At 66.5% G+C, this 22,362-nt stretch carries 24 protein-coding genes; 12 read left to right on the top strand and 12 right to left on the bottom strand.

Features of this window, described 5'->3' with window-relative positions:
• The first annotated feature begins 85 nt into the window (after nt 1-85).
• Nucleotides 86-829, top strand: coding sequence for a GAF and ANTAR domain-containing protein (locus tag DBZ45_RS19815; protein WP_111905540.1), 744 nt, complete (start codon nt 86-88; stop codon nt 827-829).
• A 9-nt stretch (nt 830-838) separates the two neighbouring features.
• Here the strand turns inward: DBZ45_RS19815 and DBZ45_RS19810 are convergent, their stop codons facing one another.
• Nucleotides 839-1,342, bottom strand: a complete 504-nt coding sequence (locus tag DBZ45_RS19810) for an Hsp20/alpha crystallin family protein (protein WP_111905539.1) — start codon at nt 1,340-1,342, stop codon at nt 839-841.
• Between the two features lie 558 nt (nt 1,343-1,900).
• Here DBZ45_RS19810 and DBZ45_RS19805 point away from each other — a divergent pair.
• Nucleotides 1,901-2,386, top strand: coding sequence for a hypothetical protein (locus tag DBZ45_RS19805; protein WP_146617543.1), 486 nt, complete (start codon nt 1,901-1,903; stop codon nt 2,384-2,386).
• A 75-nt stretch (nt 2,387-2,461) separates the two neighbouring features.
• Here the strand turns inward: DBZ45_RS19805 and DBZ45_RS19800 are convergent, their stop codons facing one another.
• A complete protein-coding gene (locus tag DBZ45_RS19800; protein ID WP_223257181.1) occupies nt 2,462-3,076 on the bottom strand; it encodes a TetR/AcrR family transcriptional regulator in 615 nt (204 codons plus the stop codon).
• A 156-nt stretch (nt 3,077-3,232) separates the two neighbouring features.
• Between DBZ45_RS19800 and DBZ45_RS19795 the strand changes: the two genes are divergently transcribed.
• The 3 genes from DBZ45_RS19795 to DBZ45_RS19785 all read left to right on the top strand — a co-directional run bounded on the left by DBZ45_RS19795 (nt 3,233) and on the right by DBZ45_RS19785 (nt 4,814).
• Entirely contained in the window at nt 3,233-3,469 is a 237-nt protein-coding gene (locus DBZ45_RS19795) for a hypothetical protein (RefSeq protein ID WP_111905536.1), read from the top strand.
• A gap of 152 nt (nt 3,470-3,621) precedes the next feature.
• Entirely contained in the window at nt 3,622-4,095 is a 474-nt protein-coding gene (locus DBZ45_RS19790; protein WP_111905535.1) for a sensor histidine kinase, read from the top strand.
• 53 nt (nt 4,096-4,148) lie between these two features.
• The gene (locus DBZ45_RS19785; protein ID WP_111905534.1) at nt 4,149-4,814 is read left to right on the top strand and encodes a nucleoside/nucleotide kinase family protein; all 666 of its coding nucleotides are present in this window, start codon (nt 4,149-4,151) and stop codon (nt 4,812-4,814) included.
• Here the strand turns inward: DBZ45_RS19785 and DBZ45_RS19780 are convergent, their stop codons facing one another.
• The 3 genes from DBZ45_RS19780 to DBZ45_RS19770 all read right to left on the bottom strand — a co-directional run bounded on the left by DBZ45_RS19780 (nt 4,815) and on the right by DBZ45_RS19770 (nt 6,793).
• The gene (locus tag DBZ45_RS19780; RefSeq protein WP_111905533.1) at nt 4,815-5,060 is read right to left on the bottom strand and encodes a hypothetical protein; all 246 of its coding nucleotides are present in this window, start codon (nt 5,058-5,060) and stop codon (nt 4,815-4,817) included.
• 67 nt (nt 5,061-5,127) lie between these two features.
• Nucleotides 5,128-5,718, bottom strand: coding sequence for a hypothetical protein (locus DBZ45_RS19775; protein ID WP_223257180.1), 591 nt, complete (start codon nt 5,716-5,718; stop codon nt 5,128-5,130).
• A gap of 40 nt (nt 5,719-5,758) precedes the next feature.
• Nucleotides 5,759-6,793, bottom strand: coding sequence for an LLM class flavin-dependent oxidoreductase (locus tag DBZ45_RS19770; protein ID WP_111905532.1), 1,035 nt, complete (start codon nt 6,791-6,793; stop codon nt 5,759-5,761).
• Between the two features lie 142 nt (nt 6,794-6,935).
• Between DBZ45_RS19770 and DBZ45_RS19765 the strand changes: the two genes are divergently transcribed.
• Nucleotides 6,936-7,772 (top strand): alpha/beta fold hydrolase, encoded by an 837-nt coding sequence (locus DBZ45_RS19765; protein ID WP_111905531.1) that lies wholly within the window; start codon nt 6,936-6,938, stop codon nt 7,770-7,772.
• A gap of 379 nt (nt 7,773-8,151) precedes the next feature.
• Nucleotides 8,152-8,613 (top strand): hypothetical protein, encoded by a 462-nt coding sequence (locus DBZ45_RS19760; RefSeq protein ID WP_111905530.1) that lies wholly within the window; start codon nt 8,152-8,154, stop codon nt 8,611-8,613.
• A gap of 113 nt (nt 8,614-8,726) precedes the next feature.
• Here the strand turns inward: DBZ45_RS19760 and DBZ45_RS19755 are convergent, their stop codons facing one another.
• The 5 genes from DBZ45_RS19755 to DBZ45_RS19735 form a co-directional block, all read right to left on the bottom strand.
• The gene (locus DBZ45_RS19755; RefSeq protein ID WP_223257179.1) at nt 8,727-10,850 is read right to left on the bottom strand and encodes an Ig-like domain-containing protein; all 2,124 of its coding nucleotides are present in this window, start codon (nt 10,848-10,850) and stop codon (nt 8,727-8,729) included.
• A 347-nt stretch (nt 10,851-11,197) separates the two neighbouring features.
• Complete coding sequence (locus DBZ45_RS19750) at nt 11,198-12,214, bottom strand: magnesium and cobalt transport protein CorA (RefSeq protein WP_111905529.1); 1,017 nt, start codon at nt 12,212-12,214, stop codon at nt 11,198-11,200.
• Nucleotides 12,215-12,318: 104 nt separating this feature from the next.
• A complete protein-coding gene (locus tag DBZ45_RS19745; protein ID WP_111905553.1) occupies nt 12,319-12,717 on the bottom strand; it encodes a cupin domain-containing protein in 399 nt (132 codons plus the stop codon).
• Nucleotides 12,718-12,982: 265 nt separating this feature from the next.
• A complete protein-coding gene (locus DBZ45_RS19740; RefSeq protein WP_111905528.1) occupies nt 12,983-13,714 on the bottom strand; it encodes a glutamine amidotransferase in 732 nt (243 codons plus the stop codon).
• Between the two features lie 4 nt (nt 13,715-13,718).
• Nucleotides 13,719-14,420: a FadR/GntR family transcriptional regulator gene (locus tag DBZ45_RS19735; RefSeq protein ID WP_111905527.1), complete on the bottom strand. Its 702-nt coding sequence runs from the start codon at nt 14,418-14,420 to the stop codon at nt 13,719-13,721.
• A gap of 128 nt (nt 14,421-14,548) precedes the next feature.
• Here DBZ45_RS19735 and DBZ45_RS19730 point away from each other — a divergent pair, with 128 nt between their 5' ends.
• The 3 genes from DBZ45_RS19730 (at nt 14,549) to DBZ45_RS19720 (ending at nt 18,784) form a co-directional block, all read left to right on the top strand.
• Nucleotides 14,549-15,937, top strand: coding sequence for an SLC13 family permease (locus tag DBZ45_RS19730; RefSeq protein WP_111905526.1), 1,389 nt, complete (start codon nt 14,549-14,551; stop codon nt 15,935-15,937).
• A 67-nt stretch (nt 15,938-16,004) separates the two neighbouring features.
• Complete coding sequence (locus DBZ45_RS19725) at nt 16,005-17,240, top strand: CaiB/BaiF CoA transferase family protein (RefSeq protein ID WP_111905525.1); 1,236 nt, start codon at nt 16,005-16,007, stop codon at nt 17,238-17,240.
• A 20-nt stretch (nt 17,241-17,260) separates the two neighbouring features.
• Nucleotides 17,261-18,784, top strand: a complete 1,524-nt coding sequence (locus tag DBZ45_RS19720; RefSeq protein WP_111905524.1) for a carboxyl transferase domain-containing protein — start codon at nt 17,261-17,263, stop codon at nt 18,782-18,784.
• A gap of 10 nt (nt 18,785-18,794) precedes the next feature.
• On the opposite strand, the gene DBZ45_RS19715 is transcribed toward DBZ45_RS19720, so the two are convergent.
• Nucleotides 18,795-19,406 (bottom strand): NADPH-dependent FMN reductase, encoded by a 612-nt coding sequence (locus DBZ45_RS19715; RefSeq protein WP_111905523.1) that lies wholly within the window; start codon nt 19,404-19,406, stop codon nt 18,795-18,797.
• Between the two features lie 300 nt (nt 19,407-19,706).
• Here DBZ45_RS19715 and DBZ45_RS23045 point away from each other — a divergent pair, with 300 nt between their 5' ends.
• Together DBZ45_RS23045 and DBZ45_RS19710 are read left to right on the top strand one after the other, a co-directional pair.
• Nucleotides 19,707-19,868: a hypothetical protein gene (locus DBZ45_RS23045; protein WP_190243205.1), complete on the top strand. Its 162-nt coding sequence runs from the start codon at nt 19,707-19,709 to the stop codon at nt 19,866-19,868.
• Nucleotides 19,869-19,934: 66 nt separating this feature from the next.
• Nucleotides 19,935-21,800: a Na+/H+ antiporter gene (locus DBZ45_RS19710; protein WP_111905522.1), complete on the top strand. Its 1,866-nt coding sequence runs from the start codon at nt 19,935-19,937 to the stop codon at nt 21,798-21,800.
• Nucleotides 21,801-21,838: 38 nt separating this feature from the next.
• Here DBZ45_RS19710 and DBZ45_RS19705 read toward each other — a convergent pair whose 3' ends face one another.
• The gene (locus DBZ45_RS19705) at nt 21,839-22,198 is read right to left on the bottom strand and encodes a hypothetical protein (protein WP_111905521.1); all 360 of its coding nucleotides are present in this window, start codon (nt 22,196-22,198) and stop codon (nt 21,839-21,841) included.
• Nucleotides 22,199-22,362: the final 164 nt, after the last annotated feature.

Below are 22,362 nucleotides of genomic sequence, written 5' to 3'. Positions count from 1 at the left end.
CTTGCTGCTACCGCCCCGGCCACGGGGTCCCCCGCGCTGCGCCCGCCGGTTCGTCTTGACCTGAGCGAAACGGTACCGAAAAATCGTGGCCAGCGAGTCGACCGCAAAACCTGAAACCTCAATCACGGAGCACCTCAACGAGCTTGTGCTCACGAGCTCCGACGTGGGCGAATTCCTCCATGAGCTTGCCCGGATCTCTGCACGCAGCCTGTCTGAGCCCGGCGACGAGGTCCTCTGCGGCGTGACCCTGCTGCGGCACCGCAAGGCAGCAACTGTGGCAAGCAGCAGCCCCGAGGCGCAGGCCATGGACGAGATCCAGTACGATTTCGGCGACGGTCCCTGCATGACGGCCTCGCGCGAGCAGGTCACCATCCACATCACGGACCTCGAAAAGCACGACCGCTGGAAAAGCTATGCCGAGACGGTGCTGGGGCAGGGCGTCCGTTCCATCCTCGCCCTCCCGTTCGTGCTCGAGGGCGAGACCCGGGCCGCGCTGAACCTCTATTCTCACCGTCCTGGCCGATTCGAGGGCCGGGTGCTGGAACTGGCGCAGGACTTCGTCAGCCAGACCTCCATGGCCCTCCGGCTGGCCGTGCGCTTCGCCCACTTCAGCGACGCCGCCGCCAACCTCAAGGCAACGCTGGAAACCCGGACGGTGATCGACGTCGCCGTCGGTGTGATCATGGCGCAGAACAGGTGCAGCCAAGAGGAAGCCTTCGAGCTGCTCAAGGCAGCGTCGAGCACCCGCAACATCAAGCTGCACAGCGTCGCGACGTCGATCGTTGACTCGCTCGGCCAGGGCCCGGCGAAGACCCACTACCAGGGCTGAGCTGCCAGCCTAGGGGCCGCCGAAACGGCCCTCGGGCTCTTGCCCCATGTCCCGTGAAGAGTCGCCGGTTCCGGCACCGCCAGTTCCGAAGTCGCCACTTCCGGCACCGCGGGAGACGCGGACCTTCCGGCCTCCGGCAGCGGGCTCCTCGGGCAGCGGAACGCGAACTTCCAGAACGCCGTCGGTGTACGAGGCGCGGATGTCCTGCTGGTTCACCGGGGCGGGAAGGCTTACTGTTCGCGAAAACGTGCCGAAGCGGAATTCCGAGCGGTACCCTTCCTTGTCCTTGTGGTCCGATTTTTCTTCACGGCGGACTGTGATCTGCAGCTGGCTGCCAGCGAGGGTGATGTCGACATCATTGTCAGGATCGATGCCCGGCGCTTCGGCCTTTACCACCAGGGACCCGGCCTCCCGGTATTCCTCCACCCGGAGCCACTCGTCCAGATCTCCCTCCAGAAAACGGCGGAAGGGTTCCGGGATATCCACGCCGGCCCGCCTGAATATGTTGTTCATCGCTGTTACCTCCTGTCAGCTTCCGGCCCCAATGCAGGATGCGGAGGACCGGAACGGGTCCCAACACCACAAAACTACGCCCTTGCGGAGCGCTTGTTAAGGCGCAGCAGGGGCCGGTGCCACGACCGCCCATGCAGCCTCCGGCCCCGCCATCAGGACACCGGGTCCGGCACCGATCCTGAGAGTTTCCTTGTGAAAACCCGGGAAGTTTCCGGCGGCAGCTCCGGCCCCTGCGTTAATGCGCACGTTTTTGCCGCGCGAACCCCCCAAAAATCCGCGCGGGACCTCCTATCGAGGGGTGCGGGCACCGAGCTTTTCACAGGAGGCATGCTGCACATTGGCGTCATGCAAGGGATCAGGCAGCCAAAGGAGGCGCACCAGTGAAGACGCTGTTACTGCTGTGCATTCCGGTGGTTACTTTCGCAGCCCTCAATGTCTGGAACCAGGCCGTTGCGGAGCCCGCGCCCCTTCAGGGGCCCGGCATAGTGGTCGCGGAGGTCTCCACATCAGCCGATGCAGAATTCTTAGAGGGAAACGCGACCATTCACGGAGGTCCTGATGGACGCTGACACTGCCACCCCTGGCGAGCCCAATCGGCTAAACGTCCCCTCCGTACGTCGGAGGAGCTCCGAGGATGCAGCGGATGAGTTGGATGACTTCTGCAGCGAATCGCTGCGGTCGATCGACAAGACCGTGATGCGCGCCCAGGTCATCGAACTCATCCTGGACATCCTCGCCACCACGGATATGGAATCGGAAGCCAGGCACCGACTGCTGCAGCACTTGGCCTTGCATCCGGGGTCCCCCGAACAGGCGCTGCTGTGCCACCTGAGCGAGAACGCCTGCCTTCCGCCGGTTGCGGGCGGCGACAGCCTGGCCGCGGGCGCCGACAGCCTCCCGTCGGGCGGCATCCTCCCGGCTGGGGGTGACTACTTCACAGCTGGGCCGGCGGACCGGCCGGCGCAAGGCAGCGGGGACCTTGGTGAAGGATCGAAGTCGAGGTGGCTGCCGGCCCCACTGCGGAACCTGTTGTGGCGCGACTGATCGCGACTGGTTTGGACCGGCCGCCGAGGAGGGCGGGGCGCTGAAGAGGACCGACGGCGGCCGGCCAACGGCGCGTCAGCTCCGGTGGTGCCCGATCAGCCAGCCGGCCATCTGCTGCGCGCGCTTTGAAGCGAGGAAGTCACCTTCCGTCGCGGAGATGATGGAGCCCTTCATCAGGATGTGCCAGGAGCGGGCGAATTCGTCAGGGCGTTCGAGTCCCGCTTCCTCAGCGAGCGCCTGGATGTGGCCGCGGATTCTGGCGAGGTAACCGATGCTGGCCTCGCCCAGCGGATGCTCCGGGCCCATCTCCAGGAGGACATTGATGAAGGTGCACGCCTCGAAATCGTCGCGCTGGAACCAGTCCCCGAAGACGTCAAAAATGGCAAGCAGGCGCCCTTCGGGGGTGGTCCCCCTGCGCCTTGCCTCGGAGACAATCAGGTCCACCGTCCAGACCTGGTCACGGAGTGCCAGGAATGCCAGGACCAGCGCATCCTTGGAGGGGAAGTGACGGTAGAACGTGGACTTGGCCACCCCGGACCGTTCGATCAGCTCATTGATTCCGACGTCGCGGACACCGCGGTGGGAAAAAAGTTCGTAGGCGGTGGCAAGGATCCGGTCCACTGGTTCGCTATGGCCGGTACGCACCTCTTGAGGCAGCAAGGTATCCCCGGTTGCATCAGGAGCACTCATCAGAGAATCAGTGTACCTTGGTACTGGTAGAGACAGACCTGTCTGTCTTATTGTTTTAGGAACATGACTCTTCGTCTTGGCAACGGCGTCCCGGCAACGGCGCCGGATCCCGGGCCGTAGGCGTCACTGCAATGGGGCAGAAACAGGAGGGTACCGATGGACGAAGATATGCGCGCGGTGGAAGAGGCCGTGGCGACGCTGGAGTCCGCACTAGTAGAGCATGACCCCGCGGCTGCAACCCTGCAAACTGCCGTCGCTGCGGCCGTAACCCACGGCAAGCCGATCCGCGAAGTAGCAGCGGCTGCGCACATGACTGCGCTGGAGGTTCTCGACGCAGCCGATGCCGTCACGTACCCGCAGCAGGCGATGCAGCCCTGGATGCTGGCCCCGTAGCTGCGCGCAAGACCTCGCGGAAACTTGATTGGATCCCCGGATAAACCTGCGGGAACCCTGATTGGCCCGCGCCACCCTTAAGCATCAGCCCCTGGAAGAGAAATCTTTCCAGGGAAAGCATGCAACAAGGACCGCTAGGAAGCGGGGGCGCCATGAACCAGACAGCAACTCTCGAGGAAGTCGTCGAAGTCGGCGGTGTCATCACCGACCGTCAGCCGCTGGACTTTTACCGGCTGGGGCTCGCCGGCTGCATCGACAGGCTCACAGTCCCCCTGCGCCGCCAGGGCACGTGCGTCCGCTGGGAGACTCCCCACCACGGCGTTGAGATCTCGTCTGGTTCCGCGTCCCTGCTGTACCAGTCCGCCCAGGAGGCGCTGAGCAACACGTTCAAGCACGCGCACGCCACCGATGTCACTGTCCGGCTTGCCGCCGTTTTCCACGGCATCCGCCTCATGGTCGCCGACAACGGCACAGGCTTCGAATCGGTTCCACCGGCAGCGGGACACGGCAGCGGCCACGGACTCAGGACCATCTCCCAGGCGGTTGAGGAAGCGGGCGGGACCGTGGACATCATCTCGGCTCCGGGCACCGGTACGGCCATCACCATCACCATTCCGCTCGACTGAACCGCGCGCACCGCCGCGCGCCGGCATCCCGGGCCTCGCTTAGGATGCTGTACATGACCCTGCCGAACGTTGAACCCCGCGCAGTCCGGGCTTTCGAATCCGTCGAAATCCAGCAGGCCGTCGCCGCGCTGCGCAGCCGGCTGAGCACCGGAAGGCGGATTCTCCTCGGCGTGGCTGGTTCTCCGGGGTCCGGCAAATCCACCTTCTCGGCCTGCCTGGCCGACGCCCTCGGCCCCGAATCCGCCCTGGTGGTCCCCATGGACGGTTTTCACCTGGGCAACGCCATCATTGACGGCACGCCGCTGCGGCAGCGCAAGGGCGCACCGGACACGTTCGACGTCGGGGGTTACCTTTCGCTCCTGCAGCGGCTTGCGCGCCGGGACGAGGACGTCGTTTATGCGCCGGACTTCCGGCGGACTATCGATGAGCCCGTGGCCGCATCGCTGGCCGTTCCGGCTGCCCTGCCCGTCATCATCACCGAGGGCAACTACCTGCTCAGCGACGATCCGCGCTGGCAGCAGGTGCGGGCGCAGCTGGACGAGGTGTGGTTCATCGACACCCCGCATGAACTGCGCCTTGCCCGGCTGGTTGAACGGCACATGCTCTTTGGCATGGACCGCGCTGCGGCCGAGGCCTGGGCAAACGGGCCGGACGCGGCCAATGCGCGCCTGATCGAAGCCACACGTTCCCGTGCCGACAGGATCATTCCCTGGTTCTAATTACCTGTCCTCGGCGTCCCACAGCCCGGAGTCGTCCGCGGCCTCTTCCGGCTTGTGTTCGCCCTCCGGCGCTCCGCTGCCCACGTAGCTGGCGGGCACTGTTCCGCCCGGCTGTGTCATCTGTTCCTCGCGGATGTTGCGTGCCGTGCCTGCCTCGGGATGGGGCTGCTCCTGTTCGACGGCGTCGGGGTCGCCGGGGCCCCGACGGTCGCTTGGCTCTTCCGCATTGCGCTTGCTGTCGGTCATGCCACTGCCTCTCACTGGGAAATGCCGGTCCCGTCCCAGTCTAGGCACCGGTGCCGGCCCCTAGTGCTCAGGATCGCCGCAGCGAGCTTGCCAGGAGCCCGAGCGTCCAGACGAGGATGAGCGCAATGCCCGCCAGCGTGGGCACGGTGTTGCTGCGCATCCCCCACTCGAGCCAGCGCATGTCTTCCGCGGCCGCAAAGCGAACGGCCTTCTCTGCCCCTTCGGCGGCAGCCCAGGCATCTACGGAATGCTTCAAAGCCACACCGTCCACTGCCTGAAGTGCACCATAGAGGGCAAGCGCGGCGGCCGCGGCCCAGCTGCCGAGCCGCGCCGTCCAGTATGAGCGCCCGGGCGCGCCGCCAGCCACGGACCCCAGCACCAGCAGTCCGGCAACCAGGGCTGCCATTCCCGCAAACTGCCCCAGGTGCACGCCGATCCACAGATTGCTGCGGGCGTACTCGGCGAACGCTGCAGCGTGGTCGTTGGCATTCGCCCCTTCTGGGTGCAGGGCGCCGGCGGCGAAGGACATTACAACCCCGGCCACGAGCAGGACCGCGGCCAGCCGCCGGGGGCTCCGGCCGCCGTCGTGATTCTGGCCGCCGTCGTGATTCTGGCCGCCGTCGTGATTTTGGCCCGCAGGAACGTGATGCGTGTCCATGGCAGTCGCCCTTCGGAAGGAACCGTCCGGTGCCAGTAGATTACGCCCGCGCGGGTGCCCATCCCAGCGCCGGCGCCACATGGCGGGCGATGTTTCCCAGCAGCTTGGCGTTGTACTCCACGCCAAGCTGGTTGGGGACGGTGACGAGGAGCGTGTCCGCGGCCTGCACCGCGGTGTCGGCGGCGAGTTCCCGGGCTATGACATCCGGCTCCCCGATGTAGCTCTTGCCGAAGCGGGAAAGGCTGCCGTCGAGGGCGCCCACCTGGTCCCTGCCTTCACGGAGGGCGCTCAGGCCGAAGTACTGCCGGTCCTCGTCGTCGGCCAGCGGCAGGACGCTGCGGCTGACCGAAACGCGCGGCTCACGGCTGTGCCCAGCCGCCGCCCACGCCCCGCGGAACATCGCGATCTGCTCGGCCTGGAGCTCGTGGAAGGGAACCCCGGTATCCTCGGTCAGCAGGGTGGAGCTCATCAGGTTCATCCCCTGCTCGGCCGCCCAGACCGCCGTTTTCCGTGTTCCGGCGCCCCACCAGATCCGCTCGGGCAGCCCCTCGGACCGGGGCTGGACCGGGAGCAGCCCCGTGGCTCCCCCGGCGTACCGCGGGTCCGCCTCCACCACGCCGGCGCCGGCTATGGCCCGCCGGAACTCCTCGGCATGCCTGCGCGCCATGTCGGCGTCCGTCTCGCCTTCCCGCGGCACATAGCCGAAGGCCCCCGCGCCGTTCCGTGCGGGCTCGGGTGACCCGCGGCTGATGCCCAGCTGGAGCCGTCCGCCGCTGATAAGATCCGTGGCCGCAGCCTCCTCCGCCATGTACAGCGGGTTCTCGTACCGCATGTCGATGACCGCCGTGCCGAGCTCAATGCGGCTGGTGCGGGCTGCAGCCGCCGCGAGCAACGGGAACGGCGACGCCTGCTGGCGCGCGAAATGGTGTACGCGGAAAAACGCGCCATCAATCCCAAGCTCCTCCGCGGCCTCGGCCAGCTCAATCCCCTGCAGCAGCCCATCTCGCGCAGTCCTTGTGCGGGAACCCTGCACCGGTCCCCAGTGGCCGAAGGACAGGAAGCCAATTCGTTTCATGCCGTTCTCAACATCCCGCTCGCCGTTGCCATTCCTGCAGGCTACGCCCTGTGACAGGCCCTGCGCACCGGCCGGCGATCCCGATAGGTTGGTAACACCGCTTGAGGACATCCGTTCTCGCGAGACCGAAGGGAATGTAGACATGGCTTTCATCACCGTTGGACAGGAAAACAGCACCGACATCGAGCTCTACTTCGAAGACCACGGAACCGGACAGGCTGTTGTCCTCATCCACGGCTATCCCCTGGACGGGTCCTCCTGGGAGAAGCAGACCGCCGCTCTGCTCGACGCCGGCTACCGCGTCATCACGTACGACCGCCGCGGTTTCGGCAAGTCCAGCAAGCCCACCACCGGCTACGACTACGACACCTTCGCGGGCGACCTCAACACCATCCTCACCACCCTGGACCTCAACGACGCGGTGCTGGTGGGCTTCTCGATGGGAACCGGCGAGGTAGCCCGGTACCTCTCCACGTTCGGGTCGGCCCGTGTGTCCAAGGCTGCTTTCCTGGGATCGCTTGAGCCCTACCTCCTGCAGACCGACGACAACCCCACCGGGGTGCCGCAGTCGGTCTTCGATGGCCTTGCCGAGGCAGTCAAAGCGGACCGCTACGCCTTCTTCACCGAGTTCTTCAAGAACTTCTACAACAGCGACACCTTCCTGGGCACGCCCCGCCTGAGCGAGGAGTCCGTCAAGGCCAGCTGGAACCTCGCCGCCAGCTCCGGCGCATTCGCCTCGGCGGCGGCCCAGCCCACCTGGATCACCGACTTCCGCGCCGATATCCCGAAGATCGACGTCCCGGCCCTCATCGTGCATGGCACGGCGGACAACATCCTGCCGATTGACGCCACCGGCCGGGAGTTCACCAAGGTTCTTCCGGAGGCCGACTACGTGGAAATCGACGGCGCCCCGCACGGCCTCCTGTGGACCCACGGAGCAGAGGTCAACGAGGCCCTGCTCGGCTTCCTGGGCAAGTAGCGCGCCGCAAAAGGAGGGGCAGCCGACGCCGGGACCGCCCGCCGTCGGCTGCCCTTCATTGCCGGATACAACCGCTCATGGTTGACAGTTTCCGTAAATCAGTGTTGACACGCACTTACGGAGGTACACTTTGGAATACCGGATCCGGACACTTCCCTTGAGGGAACCCGGCTCCCAGCCCGCCGGTCATTGCCGGTGGACGATCATAAAGTGGCAAGAGTGGTTGATAGGTCTCCACGCGCCCCGTGATCGGCTAGTCCTGCCCGAACCTATATGAATGTGCATCCCTAGGCAGGAGCAAAAAACAATGACCATCATCTCACCAACACGGCAGCGCCGCCCATTGGTAGCCAGACTCGCTTTGGCTTCGACTGTTTCTATGGGACTGTTAGGTGGCCCCCTGGCCTTCGCCGGCGCCGCCAATGCAGCGCCGTCGTATGACCACGGCAGGAACGACAAAAACTGTTCAGTCACGGCCTACACGCCAAAGAAGGCTGACTACGGCAACAGGGATAAGGACTACGGCAAGTCCGTCAAGGTCGAGTTCAAGTTCAAGATCCACTGCGACAAGCGCACCATGGTCTACTTCGACCACAAGATGTTCCAGGGCCACGGAAGAGGGGAAGACGTCCTCAAGCGTGACCACGGCTGGGTCTGGGTGCACGGAGACAAGTACTTCAACGATAAGGCGAAAGTACACGCCGACCGTGGCGACAAGGACGTCAAGGTGTCCCACACCGTCAAGATCCAGTTCAAGGACAAGGACCGCTACAACCACTGGACATGGAAGTCAGACTCTGACCGCGCCTACGCACGCATTGATCTCGACAGGAAGTACTAGCAGAGTGGCGAGTAGTCCATTTGCATAAGTTCTAGCAACTCAATAACGCCGACGGCGGCACTTTGGTGCCGCCGTCGGCCTCTGTTTTGTTGTCGCTCAGATTTTGTCGCGGCTCAGAGGGAACCGGTGGTGAAGGTCCACGTGTACGTCATCAGGCTGTTGCCGGCGAGGTCGCGGATCGCTGCCGGCCCGCCTGTCACGGTGGCGGTATAACGGGTTTTGGCAGCCAGGGTTGCCGACGGGTTGAGGATCCACTGGTTCGTGCTGCCGTTGCGGGAAACGGTGGCCGCCACCCTGGCGCCGGTGGCGGCGTTCTTCAGCGTGACGGTGCCCGCACCGGCCGCCTGGATAGCCTCGCTGAAGGTCACCGCGATGTTGCTGGTGCGGCGCACCAGTGTGGCGCCCGGGCGCGGCGTCATGGCCGTGATGACCGGGGCGGGGCCGGTGGTGAACGTCCAGCTGGTGGTTGCCAGCGGGGTGCCTGCGGCGTCGCGGATGGCGGTAGCTCCGCCGGTGAGCGTCGCCGTGTACTTGGCGTCGTTGGCGAGGTTGGCCGCAGGGTTCAGCGTGGCGGTCCGGCTGGTGGCGCTGTAGGTGACGGCAGCCGGCACCACGGTCCCGGCCGCGTTCTTCAGGAGGAAGCTGCTGCCACTGATGCCCTGGACACCTAGGCCTGATGTCCCGGTGCTGAAGGTGGCCGTGATGTTGCTTCCCGCGGCAACGGCGGCGCCGTTCGCACCGGGCGTGCGTGCCGCGACCGTGGGGGCCGCGGCGGTGGTGAAGGACCAGCTGCCCGTCACAAACGGGGTGCCCGCGGCGTCGCGGACGGCCGAGGATCCGCCGGTTAGCGTCGCGGTGTACTTCTGGGACGCGTTGAGCAGGCCCTCAGGGTTCAGCGTCGCGGTGCGCGTTGCGGCGTCGTAGCTGACGGCCGCGGGCACCGTTGCGCCGACGGCGTTCCGAAGAATGAAGGTGGAGTTGGCCACGCCCTGGACAGCCGAACTGAATGTAGCGCAGATGTTGGCTCCCACGGCGGCGCCGGACGAATTGGCCGCCGGGCTGAGCGAGGACACGGACGGCGCGGTGAGTACCGCGGCGGAGGGGTCGGTGAACAGCAGCCGGTTCGGCGTTCCGGTGGTGGCGCCCGAGACCGCACCGGAGGTGGCGGCGGAAAGCAGCTTCGAAGCCACATCCGCCGGCAACAGGCCCGGCGACCGGGACAGCACCACGGCGGCGGCGCCAGCCACGTGCGGCGAGGCCATCGAGGTGCCGCTCATCAGGGCCGTGGCGGTGGCCGAGCTGAAGGAGGCGGATTTGATGCCCACCCCCGGCGCATACAGATCGACGCAGCTGCCGTAGTTGGAGAACGCCGCCTGCTTGTCCGCGGAGTCGCTCGCGGCAACGGTCAGCGCGCCGGCGACGCGGGCCGGGGAGCTGTTGCACGCATCGACGGCGGAGTTTCCGGCGGCGACCACAGCGGTAACGCCGTCGTTGATGATGCCCTGCACCGCGGCGTCCACCATGGCGCTGGTGCTGCTGCCGAGGCTCAGGTTCGCCACCGCCGGCGTACCTGCCTGGTGATGGGAGGCGACCCACTCCAGCCCGGCAATGACATCCGAGTTGAAGCCTGACCCATTGCAGTCCAGCACGCGGACGGGGACGACGGTGGCCGCCTTGGCCACGCCGTACGTCTTTCCCGCGATGGTGCCGGCCACGTGCGTGCCGTGGCCGTTGCAGTCCCCGGTACCCAGCCCGTCGGAAATCGCCGACCACCCCGAGACAACGCGGCCGCCGAACTCCGCGTGCGCAGACAGCACGCCGGAGTCAACCACGTAAGCGCTCACGCCGGCACCTGAAGCTGCCGAGGTGTAGGTCCCGGACAGCGGCAGGGTGCGCTGGTCAACGCGGTCCAAGCCCCACGTTGCTGACTGCTGGGTGTCGGCGGCCGTCACCGCGGCATCCGGTTCGACGGCGGCAACGCCCGCCGAGCGCTTTAGTTCCGCCGCCTGCCCGGGCGTTGCCGTGACCACGGCGCCCCTGATGGCTTTGGCGAAGGTGCGGCCGACGGCGATGTTCCGCGAGCGCAGATTCCGCACGGCCGAGGAAACATCGGTCCCGGTGGAGTAGCGCACGATGTAGCGGGCTGCCGGCGCTCCCGCCCCGGTTTCCGAGGCGGCAGCACCGGCTGACACTCCGGCGATGGGGGCGGCCAGGGCCGTCAGCAGCAGCGCGGCCAAGGCAGGACGGAGAACAGACGAAGCGCTAATTGTGGGTTCCTTCGAACGAACTGAGGGCCGGCGGGAAAGCCAGAGGAAGCTGATTCCAGTGTATTTTCCGCGGAGCGCCGGAGCCCCGATGCTGGCCCGAAGCTTCGGGGAAGCTTCGAAAGCTGCGCTAAAACCGGCAAGATCCTGCGCTTGCCTGGGAAAAAAGGCAGACCTGCGGCCGGAGCCGCAGGTCTGCTGATCCCCAGGGGAGTGGAACACCACAATTGTTGGGCCGGCTGCTTCTGGAAACCTTGGGAAAGTTGCCCCGCCTGCGCTGTTTCCACCCAATTGGGGTGTCGACGGGTGCGCCGTCGGTTCTAGATCCAGTTGTTGTGCTTGAACGTGGCGTACAGGACCAGCCCCATGCCGATCATCAGCCCCAGCGCCATGGGATAGCCGAAGATCCAGTCCAGTTCAGGCATCGTATGGAAGTTCATCCCGTAGATGGTGCCAATGAGCGTGGGTGCGAAGAGAATGGCCGCCCAGGAAGAGATCCTCTTGACCTGCTCGCTCTGCGCGAAGCTGGATTCCGTGAGGCGGCGCATCTCGTCGTTCTGGCGCTGGGCAACGAGGGCCGCATTGACCGCGAGCGCGTTCTGCAGCAGTGCCCGGAAGGACGCGATCCGGTCATTGAGCCGCAGGACGTGGTCCAGCACATCGCGGAGGTGGTCCTGGAGTTCGAGGCCAGGGTGGTGGTCCGGCGTTCCGGTGACCAGTGCCTGCAGGATTCCGGCCAACGGCCCGGTGGCTCGCTGCACGGTGATGACTTGGCGGGACAGTTCATAGATGCGGCGGGACACCTCTGGGTCCGCGCCGAACAGTTCGTCCTCGATCTCGTCGATGTCGTTTTCCAGACCTGCCGCAACGGGCTCGTACTCGTCAACCACCTGGTCCAGGATGGCGTACAGCACGGCGTCGGGACCCAGGGCAAGGAATTCCGGCTGCGATTCCATCCGGCGGCGTACCCGCGCCAGGTCCGGGGACTCCGCGCGGCGGACCGTAACCACGAAGTCCGGTCCGGCAAAAACGTGGATCTCGCCGAACTCCACCTTTTCGACGTCGTCGAGATACCGCGCCGGGCGCAGGACAAGGAAGAGCGTTTCACCGTAATACTCAAGCTTGGCACGCTGGTGCCCGGTCAGCGCGTCTTCAACCGCAAGGGGGCTCAGCTCGAATTCGTCCGCCACTGACCGCAGTTCGCGCGGGTCCGGCCGGTAGAGCCCGATCCAGGCCATGCCCTCGCGTTGCCGCAGCAGGAAGTATGTTTCCTCCAGTCCTTCGGGATCCGCCGTCCGGTGCCCATCCACGTACACTGCGTTGTCGATGATGGCCACGGCGGCGCCTCCTCAGCTGGAACGGCATCCCATGGCAGTGACGTTATCCCGTGCAGAACGCGATGCCAATAAGGGGCGCTGGGCCAAGCCGCCGCGTGTCCTACTCAGATTCGGGCGTGGAGGCCGCGGCTGACCGGGCGCCCGAACGATGCCGCGCCGAGGAACTCAACGGCCACGAACGGCTCGGAACCCACCACCCACTCATCGTGCCCCGGAGGAATCGCATATGTGTCATTGGCGCGGATGAAGGAGCGGGCACCCTCAGGTGACTCCACCTCCATGACACCGGAGAGGCAGAACCCGAGGTGGTTGTGCTGGCAGAAGGGCGTTTGCTCCGTGGGCTTGGTGCATTCGGACCAGCGCCAGCCGGGGGCGAGGATCAGCCGGGCAACGGAGAAGTCGTTGACGCTGACCAAGTCCACCTCGGCTTTGTCTGGGCACCTTTTCTTGTCCGGTTCATCGAAGGATTTGACGGCAAGGGCAGTAATGAAATTGGCGGTCATGTAGGTTACCTGCAGATTGGTTGAGACCTGAAATTTGAAGGCGGTTTCCGGGCGAAACGCCATGCCGGCGAGGTGCTGGCTGCCGCCGAACGTGACGGTTCTGCAGCCGCATCTTTTTGGTGTGGCTTCCCCTCGCCACACACGCGCACGCAACAGATCAGATGTTGACGTAGTTCAACGGTAGACCTCTGCGGGCCGAAGTCAATGGGAATTCGACGGCGGTTCCCGGGACATGCGGTTCCCGTGAACACGGCCCCGCCCGAGGCTACCGGCCGTAGAGTTTCACGAAATTCCGCAGGATCTTCATGGGTTCGGTGGCCGTGTACGTCCGGGCTTCCGCCATCAGCTCCCCGGCGCTTTCGGGCGGGAAGTATCCGGCGTGGCGGTAGATGTCGATCCTGGTCACCAGGCCTTCGGCGTCGAGCTCCGGGTGGAACTGCGTGGCATACAGGTTCTGCTTGATCCGGAACATGTGCACGGGGCATGCGGCGGAGCTCGCCAGCAGCACCGCGTGCGCGGGCAGCACCGTGCACCCTTCCTTGTGGCCCGTGAACGCGGTGAACTGCGCGGGAAGGCCGGTGAGCAGCGGATCCTGAAGGCCCTCCGGGCTCAGGCTGATGGTCACGCCGCCCAACTGCTCGCCGTAGGTCCGGTCGATCACGGCGCCCTGGTGCAGGCCAAGGGTACCGACGCCGTAGCAGGCGCCGAGGAACGGGAAGTCCTCCGCCACGATCCGGTCCAGCAGCCCGGACAGTTCGCGCTCCACGCGGTGCTGGACTTCGGTCTTCTTTTCGGGAGGGTCGCTCGAGGTGAACGGGCTGCCGCCCACGATGATGCCTGAATAGTCGTCCAGGTCCAGTTCCGGCAGGGGCGCGCGCTCCATCCGGATCCGCGTCAGCTGGTGCAGTTCCAGACCGCAAAAGCGCAGATACGACTCGTATTCATCGTCCGCGGCGACGTCCTCGGCCCGCGAGGCGAGCAGCAGAAACGGCTTCACGTGCTTACTTCAGCAGGGCGACGTCGGACACGAGGGTAATGTGGTCCAGCATCGCCGCCGCGGCGGCCCCCGCATCGCGGACCCTGATGGCGTCCGCGATTTTGCGGTGGGATGCCAGCGACTGCTCCGGCCGGCCGGGCTGTCCCAGCGATTCGAGCCGCGTTTCGAGGATCATCTCGGCGATGAAGGTCATGAGCTGGGCGAGCACGCCGGAGTGGGCGGCGGCGGTGATGGCCTGGTGGAACAGCTCGTCGCCGTGGGCCCCTTTAGCGCCCGACGCCACCTCTTCCGCCATGACGTCCAGGGCTTTGTCGATCGCCTTCATGTCCGCCTCGGTGCGGCGCTCGGCAGCAAGCTCGGCCAGCTTGACCTCGAGCGTGCTGCGGGCCTCGACAATTTCGGGAAGGCGGCTGCGGTGCTCGCGCAGCCCCTTGAGCACGGAGGGAACGTTGGGCCGGTAGACAAGCACAGCACCGGTCCCGTGCTGAACATCGATCACGCCCAGGACTTCCAGCGCCACCAGCGCCTGGGCAAGCGTGGCCCGGGAAACGCCTAGCCGCTCAGCCAGGTCCCGCTCGGCGGGAAGGGTGTCTCCGGGCCCCAGCTGCGCGGACTCGATGAAATCCATGAGCTGCTCCACGAGCTGTTCGTACAGCCGGGGCCGGGCGACACGGGAAATCTGTTGCGTTGCTGTCTTCCTGGGCATGCGCGTCCTTCCGGCGATCTGGGTCCAGCTTAGCGGAGGAGTATTGACAAAGTCACCTAGTGTCTAGGAGGCTAGGCCAGTGAGCTTGTAAGCCACATCACATCAACTCTCACCCCGGAGGCACAACGATGTCCGCTCCCGTCCTCTCCATCATCATCCTGGCGGTGATGTTCCTGCTGGCCACGGTGCTGCCCCTCAACATGGGCGCCCTGGCTTTTGTAGGCGCGTTCCTGCTGGGCTCGGTGGTGCTCGGAATGTCCACCAGCGACATTCTCGCCAACTTCCCCGGCGGCCTGTTCCTGACGATTGTCGGGGTCACCTATCTCTTCGCGATCGCCCAGAACAACGGCACCATCGACCTGCTGGTCCGCGGCGCGGTCCGAATGGTGGGCAGCAAGGTGGCGCTCATCCCCTGGGTCATGTTCGCCATCACGGCCGTCATCACCGCCGTTGGTGCCCTGTCCCCCGCCGCCGTCGCGATCATCGCCCCGATCGCACTCAGCTTCGCCGCCAAGCACAAGATCAACCCCCTGATGATGGGCATGATGGTCATCCACGGCGCGCAGGCCGGCGGTTTCTCCCCGATCGCCGTCTACGGCGTCACGGTCAACGGCATCATCGCGAAGACGGATCTGGCAGCCAGCCCGATGGCGATCTTCCTCGCCAGCTTCATCTTCAACCTCGCCATCGCTGTGGTGCTCTTCATCGTCCTGGGTGGCAGCAAACTGCTCTCCACCAAGACCGGCCGGCTCGTTGAACAGGCTGCCGAGTCCAGGATGGCCGTCAGCGTCGGCGCCCGCGCCGCCGGCGCCACTCTTCGGGGCTCCGGCACCGACATCTCCTCATCCGGCGTCGCAGCCAAAGGCACGTCCGGTTCCTCTGCTGCCGCCAAGTCCGCCGACGCCGTCGGTGCCCGCGCCACCGTTCCGCAGCTGGTCACCATCGCCGGCCTGATCGCCCTGGCCGTCATCTCACTGGGCTTCAAAGTGGACGTCGGCTTCGTGTCCATCACCATCGCCATGGTCCTCGCCCTCGTCTCACCGGCCGCCCAGAAGGGCGCCATCAACAAAATCAGCTGGTCCACCGTCCTCCTCATCTGCGGCATGCTCACCTTCGTGGGCGTCCTCGAGGAAGCCGGCACCATCAAGTTCGTTTCGGACGGCGTCGCCCATCTCGGGATGCCCCTGCTCGCGGCCCTGCTGATCTGCTACATCGGCGCAATTGTCTCGGCCTTCGCCTCTTCCACGGCCATCCTGGCCGCCCTCATCCCGCTGGCCGTCCCGTTCCTGTCCAGCGGCGAAATCGGAGCCGTCGGCGTGATCGCAGCATTGGCCGTCGCCGCCACCATCGTGGACGTCTCGCCGTTCTCCACCAACGGTGCACTGGTACTCGCCAACGCCCCCGAGGACGTGGACAAGGACAAGTTCTACAAGCAGATCCTGGCCTACAGCGGCATCGTCGTCGTCGCCGGCCCCGCCATCGCCTGGCTGGTCATGGTCCTCCCCGGCTGGATGTAGCCGGCCCCACGTAAATGCCCGGGACCAGCACCAGCAGCCCCTCCAAGCAAGAGAAGGAACACCCAGCATGAGCCATGAATCCACGCCTCAGCCCGAAGGGCCCCTCGCCGGCTACCTTGTAGTGGACCTGAGCCGTGCGCTGGCCGGACCCCACGCCGGCATGATGCTCGCGGACCTCGGCGCACGGGTCATCAAGGTTGAGAACCCCGGCACGGGAGACGACACGCGCGGCTGGGGACCGCCGTTCGTCGGCCCCGAGGATGATCCCCAGGCCACGTACTTCCTCTCCTGCAACCGCAACAAGGAATCCATCGCCCTGGACCTGAAGAGCGACGACGGGCGGACGGTGCTGCGTGAACTGCTGGAACGCGCCGACGTCGTCATCGAAAACTTCCGCCCCGGCGTGCTGGACCGGCTCGGCTTCTCCGCCGCGGAGATGCACGCGCTGAACCCTGCCCTGGTGGTCCTGTCCATCACCGGTTTCGGCCACGACGGCCCCGAATCACGCCGGAGCGGCTACGACCAGATCCTGCAGGGTGAGGCCGGGCTGATGTCCCTGACCGGTTCCGGCCCGGACGATCCGCAGCGGGTGGGCGTGCCCATCGCGGACCTGCTCTCCGGCATGTACGGGGCGTTCGGCACGCTCGCGGCGCTGCTGCAGCGCGAGCGGACGGGCCAGGGGCAGATCGTGCGCACCTCGCTGCTCGCCGCCCTCATCGGCGTGCACGCGTTCCAGGGCACCCGGGCCACCGTTGCCGGTGAGGTCCCCAAGGCGCAGGGCAACCACCACCCCTCCATCGCGCCGTACGGACTGTTCCATTGCCGGCAGGGCCGCGTCCAGATCAGCGTGGGCAGCGAGAAGCTGTGGCGCACGTTCGCGTCCACGTTCGGCATCGACGCGGACCGTCCGGAGTTCGCGTCCAACGCGGAGCGCGTCCGGAACCGGGAAAAGGTCATCGAGGAGGTGGAGCGCGCGTTCGCCGAGTTCGAGGCGGAGCCGCTGCTCGCAAAGCTGAACGACGCCGGGATCCCGGCCGGCAAGGTCCGCACCCTGGACGAGGTCTATGAGTGGGAGCAGGTCCACTCCCAGGGCCTGGTGATCGACGTCGACCATAAGATCCTCGGCAACGTCACCCTGCCCGGCCCGCCGCTGCGCTTTTTCAGCGCCGCGGACACCGCGGAAACCACGCTGAAGGCCCACACTGCGCCGCCGCTGCTGGACCAGGACGGCGAGCAGATCCGGCAATGGCTGGGGCTTGTCCCGGCCGACGCCGCTGCTGCCGCCGCCGGGGAAGGCCGCTGAATATGGGCTCAGGTCAGAATATGGGCAGAGGTCAGAAGGTCCGGCACCTTGATGCTGCCGAACTCATCGCCGCCGTGCTCGATCCCGGCTCCTACCAATCCTGGGACTCCCCGGTGGTGGACCCGGAACCCAGCCCGGAATACCGGCAGGAGCTGGCAGCGGCCCGGGAGAAGTCCGGCGTCGACGAATCAGTCCTCACCGGCGAGGGCCTCATCCGCGGCCGCCGTGTGGCCGTCATCGTCAGCGAGTTCCGGTTCCTGGCCGGCTCCATCGGCCTCGCCGCAGCCGAACGCATCGTGAACGCCGTCGAACGCGCCACCCGGGAAGGGCTTCCGCTTCTGGCCGGTCCGGCGTCGGGGGGCACCCGCATGCAGGAAGGCACTATCGCGTTCCTGTCCATGGTGAAGATCAGCGCGGCGGTCCGGGCGCACCGGCAGGCCGGCCTGCCGTACCTGGTCTACCTCCGGCACCCCACCACCGGCGGCGTCATGGCCTCCTGGGGCTCCCTCGGGCACATCACGGTGGCCGAACCCGGCTCCCTCCTCGGGTTCCTCGGGCCGCGGGTCTACGAGGCGCTGTACGGTGCACCGTTTCCGGAGAACGTCCAGGTGGCCGAGAACCTCTTCGACAAGGGGCTCGTGGACGCGGTGGTCCCGCCGTGGCAGCTGTCAGACGTCGTCGACCGCGCCCTGAGCATCCTGGTCGCCGGACCGCCCGCGCAGATCCGGCCGCCCCGGACGCTGTCCGTGAAACCGTCCGACGCCGGAGCCTGGGAATCGATCGAAATCTCCCGGAACCCGCGCCGCCCTGACCTGCGGCAGCTGCTGGCCTACGGGGCCCGCGACGTGCTTCCGCTCAACGGCACCGGCCAGGGCGAAAAGGACCCCGGGCTGCTGCTGGCACTGGCCCGCTTCGGCCAGAAATCCTGCGTGGTCATCGGACACACCCGGCCCCGGCCCTCCCAGCAGACCGCCATGGGTCCGGCATCGCTGCGTGAAGCCCGCCGCGGCATGCGGCTGGCCGAGGAACTTGGGCTGCCCCTGGTGACGGTCATCGACACCGGCGGCGCGGCCCTGTCAAAGGAAGCCGAAGAAGGCGGGCTGGCCGGCGAAATCGCCAGGTCGCTCCACGACCTCATCGGCCTGAACTCACCCACCGTGTCCGTCCTGATGGGCCAGGGCACCGGCGGCGGGGCGCTGGCTCTGTTCCCGGCCGACCGCACCATCGCGGCCCAGCATGCCTGGCTGTCACCGCTGCCGCCCGAGGGTGCGAGCGCCATCATGCACCGCAGCACCGAGTTCGCACCGGCGATGTCTGAGGCACAGGGCGTCAACGTCGCCTCACTCCACGCCCATGGCATGGTGGAGCACATCGTGGACGAACGCCCCGACGCCGCCCACGAAGGCCGGGCGTTCTGCCACCGGCTGGGGCAGGCGATCGAGTACGAACTGGCGGCGCTCTCGGCGTCCGGGATGGGCGAACTCCTCCCCCAGCGGCTCGAAAAATACCGCCACCTCGGCGGCCTCGTCCCCCTCCCCCTCTAAGACTCGGGACTCAGCGGGAAAGCTTCTGGGTGTCGGGTTCCGGATCGCCGATGTGGCCCGGTGCGTTGGCCGCCAGGACACGCTGGACGAAGGCGCAGTACTCCTCCATGTAGTGGCGCAGGAAGGCTGCGGTGGATTCGTCCTTGACGTCGCCGTCGCTGCCGAACACGTCCGGGTTGAACTTCACGTAGGCCTCGGGGGCATTGAGCTGGGGGGCGTCGAGGAAGCTCAGCACGGCGCGCATGGAGGATTGCATCACCGCTGTGCCGATACTCCCGGGCGAGGCGCCGATGATGCCGGTGGGCTTGCGGGCGAACGAGTTGGTGCCCCAGGGACGGGAGCCCCAGTCGATGGCGTTCTTCAGCGCACCGGGGATGGAGCGGTTGTATTCCGGGGAGACAAAGAGGATACCGTCGGAGCCTTCAATGGCCTCCTTGAGCGCACGGCCTTCGGGCGGGAAATCGGCGTCGTAGTCATAGCTGTAAAGCGGGAGGTCCTTGATGGGGATCTCGGTGAATTCCAGGTCCCCGGGGGCGAGCTTGATAAGTGCCTGGGAGAGTGTCCGGTTGATGGAACCGCTGGCCAGGCTTCCTACGAAATAGCCGATCTTGTGCGTTGCCATAGTGGTGTTCCTTCCCAACAGCCGGCGGACCGGCTGGGTAGACGGTGCAAAGGGCAGTGCTGCGGCTGGCAGCCGCGGGGGCATTTCGGGTGCAGCCCCAGCAGTTCAACCGGGGCGATCCCCACAGTTCAACCGGGGCGGTCCCCACAGTTCAACCAGGGCGATCCCCACAGTTCAACACAGAACACCATCCCCGGCCAGAGTGCGGGGCGCCAGTCCTTGACAGGCTGACTGGCGCGGTAGCTAGATGAACGTAAGCGATGGCCCACAGCACACAACCGCAGCAGAGGAGCGGCAGTCATGAGCGAGATCCCGGAGTCGCGGCAGCGCATCCACAGCGAGGCCCCTGCCGAAGGGGATGAAACGGCAGACCCCACCGACATCCGCATGCATTCGCAGGATCCGGCGGAAGGTGCTGACGATGTCGCAGAACCTGCGCCCAAGCGGGCCGAGACATCCTGACGGAAGTCCCCGCCCGCCGTCGGGCAGCCTGCGTCGGTCATGAGAATTGGTTGAGAGAATAGCCGCATGGAAGTCGCCTTGGGGTTGCTGGCGCTCGCCGCGGTGGTCTGCGCGGTCAGCGCGCTGGGCCGCAAGCTTGACGTGTCGGTCCCGCTGCTCCTGGTGCTCGCCGGGATGGCCGGCTCCTTCCTCCCGTTCGTGCCCCGCGTCGACCTCAACCCTGAGCTCGTCCTCGTGGGACTGCTGCCGCCCCTCCTTTACGCCGCCGCCCTCCGGACCTCGCTGTACGACTTCCGCTCCAACAAGCGGGCCATCGGGCTGCTCTCGGTGGGCTACGTCATCTTCGGGACCGTCGCCGTCGGCCTGGTGGTCTGGTGGCTGTTCCCGGAGATACCGCTGGCTGCGGCCATCGCACTCGCCGCCGTGGTGGCGCCGCCGGATGCCGTGGCCGCCACGGCCATAGCCCGCAAGGTCGGGATGCCGCGCAGGATTGTCAGCATCCTGGAAGGCGAATCGCTGGTCAACGACGCAACCGCCCTGGTGTGCCTGCGTGCGGCCGTCGCCGCCCTCGCCGGATCCGTGTCCGTGGTGGAGATCGGCGCCGACTTCCTGCTGGCCGCCGGCGGCGGGCTGGTGGTGGGCCTGGCTGCAGCCTACGTCCTCACCCAGTTGCGCCTGCGGATCCGCAGCGTTGCCATCAACACCTCAACGTCGCTGATGGCGCCCTTTGTGGCGTACCTGCCCGCGGAGGCCATCCACGCGTCGGGTGTCCTGGCCGTGGTGGTCGCCGGCCTGATCATGGGAACCAAGGCGCCTTCCATGCCCAACGGGGCCGCCCGGCAGAGCCAGCGGAGCAACTGGGAGACGGTGCAGTTCCTGCTGGAAAACTCGGTGTTCCTCCTCATCGGCCTGCAGGTGCGGACCATCATCGAGGGTGTACAGGACGACTCCCTGGGCGCTGCCAGGATCTGGGCGGGCTGCGCGGTGATCCTGCTGGCCGTGCTGCTGCTGCGGCCGGTCTGGGTGTTTCCGGCAACCTACCTGCCCAGGCTTATTCCGGCCGTGGCCCGGAAGGACCCTGCGCCGCCCTGGCAGTACCCAGCCATCATCTCGTGGGCCGGCATGCGCGGCGTGGTGACGCTCGCCGCAGCCCTCACGCTGCCCAAGGACCTGGAGCACCGCACCGTGCTGATCCTTGCGGCGATGGTAGTGGTGGCCGGCACCCTGGCGCTGCAGGGGCTCACGCTGCCGGCATTGGTCCGCCTGCTCCGCGTACAGGGACCGGACGCGGGCGAGGACGCGCTGGCCCAGGCCTCGCTGACTCAGCAGGCCACGGCGGCCGGTGTCGAGCGGCTGTACGAATTGCGGACCGACGATGACCCTCCGGAGGTGGTGGCCATGCTCAAACGGCGGACACTGGAACGCGGGCTGGCAGCGTGGGAACGCTTGGGCAGGCCGACGGCGGAAGCCGCCACTCCCAGCCAGCGCTATGCCCAGCTGCGGCTCGCCATGCTCGAGGCGGAGCGGGCGAAGGTCCTCGAACTCAGGAGCGGCGGAAACTACGCCCACGATGTGCTGAGCAACGTCCTGGAGAGGCTCGACGTCGAAGAGTCGATGCTTGACGCCGTCATCGAGGAGGCCGATGTGTCCGGCTCCCGCGCGGTCGCCAGGCCGGGAGGTGACTGCGCGCATCTGGAGGCCGCGCCCGATCCCGAGGTTCCCCGCGACGCACGCTGTGACGCGTGTGTCCGCGAAGGCACTGTCACTGTCCATCTGCGGATGTGCCTGGAGTGCGGGAATGTGGCCTGCTGCGACTCCTCGCCCGCCACCCACGCCTCCCGGCATTTCAAGGCAAGCGGACACCCGGTCATGCGCAGCATCGAACCGGGCGAGGACTGGCGGTGGTGCTACGAGGACGACCTGCTCGGCTAGGCCGCCGTCGGCGCGGAGTTCGACCCCGCGGTATCCGTCTAGGTGCTGGCCGCCATCGGCGCGGCCGGCACGGACACGCCTGCAATGTCCGACGCCGGGGTGAGGATCCAGCGTTCCCCGTTTTCTTCGTAACTGATCACCATGGCCGCGGCGGCAGTGCTTGCCGCGTCAATGGCGAGCAGCAGTGCCGCCTGCATGCGGCTGGCATGACCGAACCTTGAGTTCACCGTGCCCTCGAAGTCGCTGTTGTCGACGAGGATATAGGCCTTGCCCTCGGCCACCGCTTTGATCGAGTACCCACGCTCTTCATGAACCGAACCGCGGGACGAGGCGATCTCCGTTACCTTGTCGGCCCGCACCAGGCTATGGCTGATCGTGCGGATCCACACGTCACCCATCGGGTCTCCTTTGCTGCCGGGCAGGCTTGAATTGCCTCTACTTGCAAACGGTAGTCCGTGAAAGCCCGGATGTAAGCCCCCCAAACGGTGCGACCGCCGTCGGGCTCCAAACTGCCAGCAGGTTTTCCCCAAGCTCCGGCAGGTTTTCCCAAAGCTCTCTAGGC

It is taken from the genome of Arthrobacter globiformis (assembly GCF_003261175.1).
In the GTDB taxonomy this organism is placed as follows: Bacteria; Actinomycetota; Actinomycetes; order Actinomycetales; family Micrococcaceae; genus Arthrobacter; species Arthrobacter globiformis_A.
The sequence above is the reverse complement of the archived record's forward strand: the minus strand, read 5'-3'. Positions and strand labels throughout refer to the sequence as shown.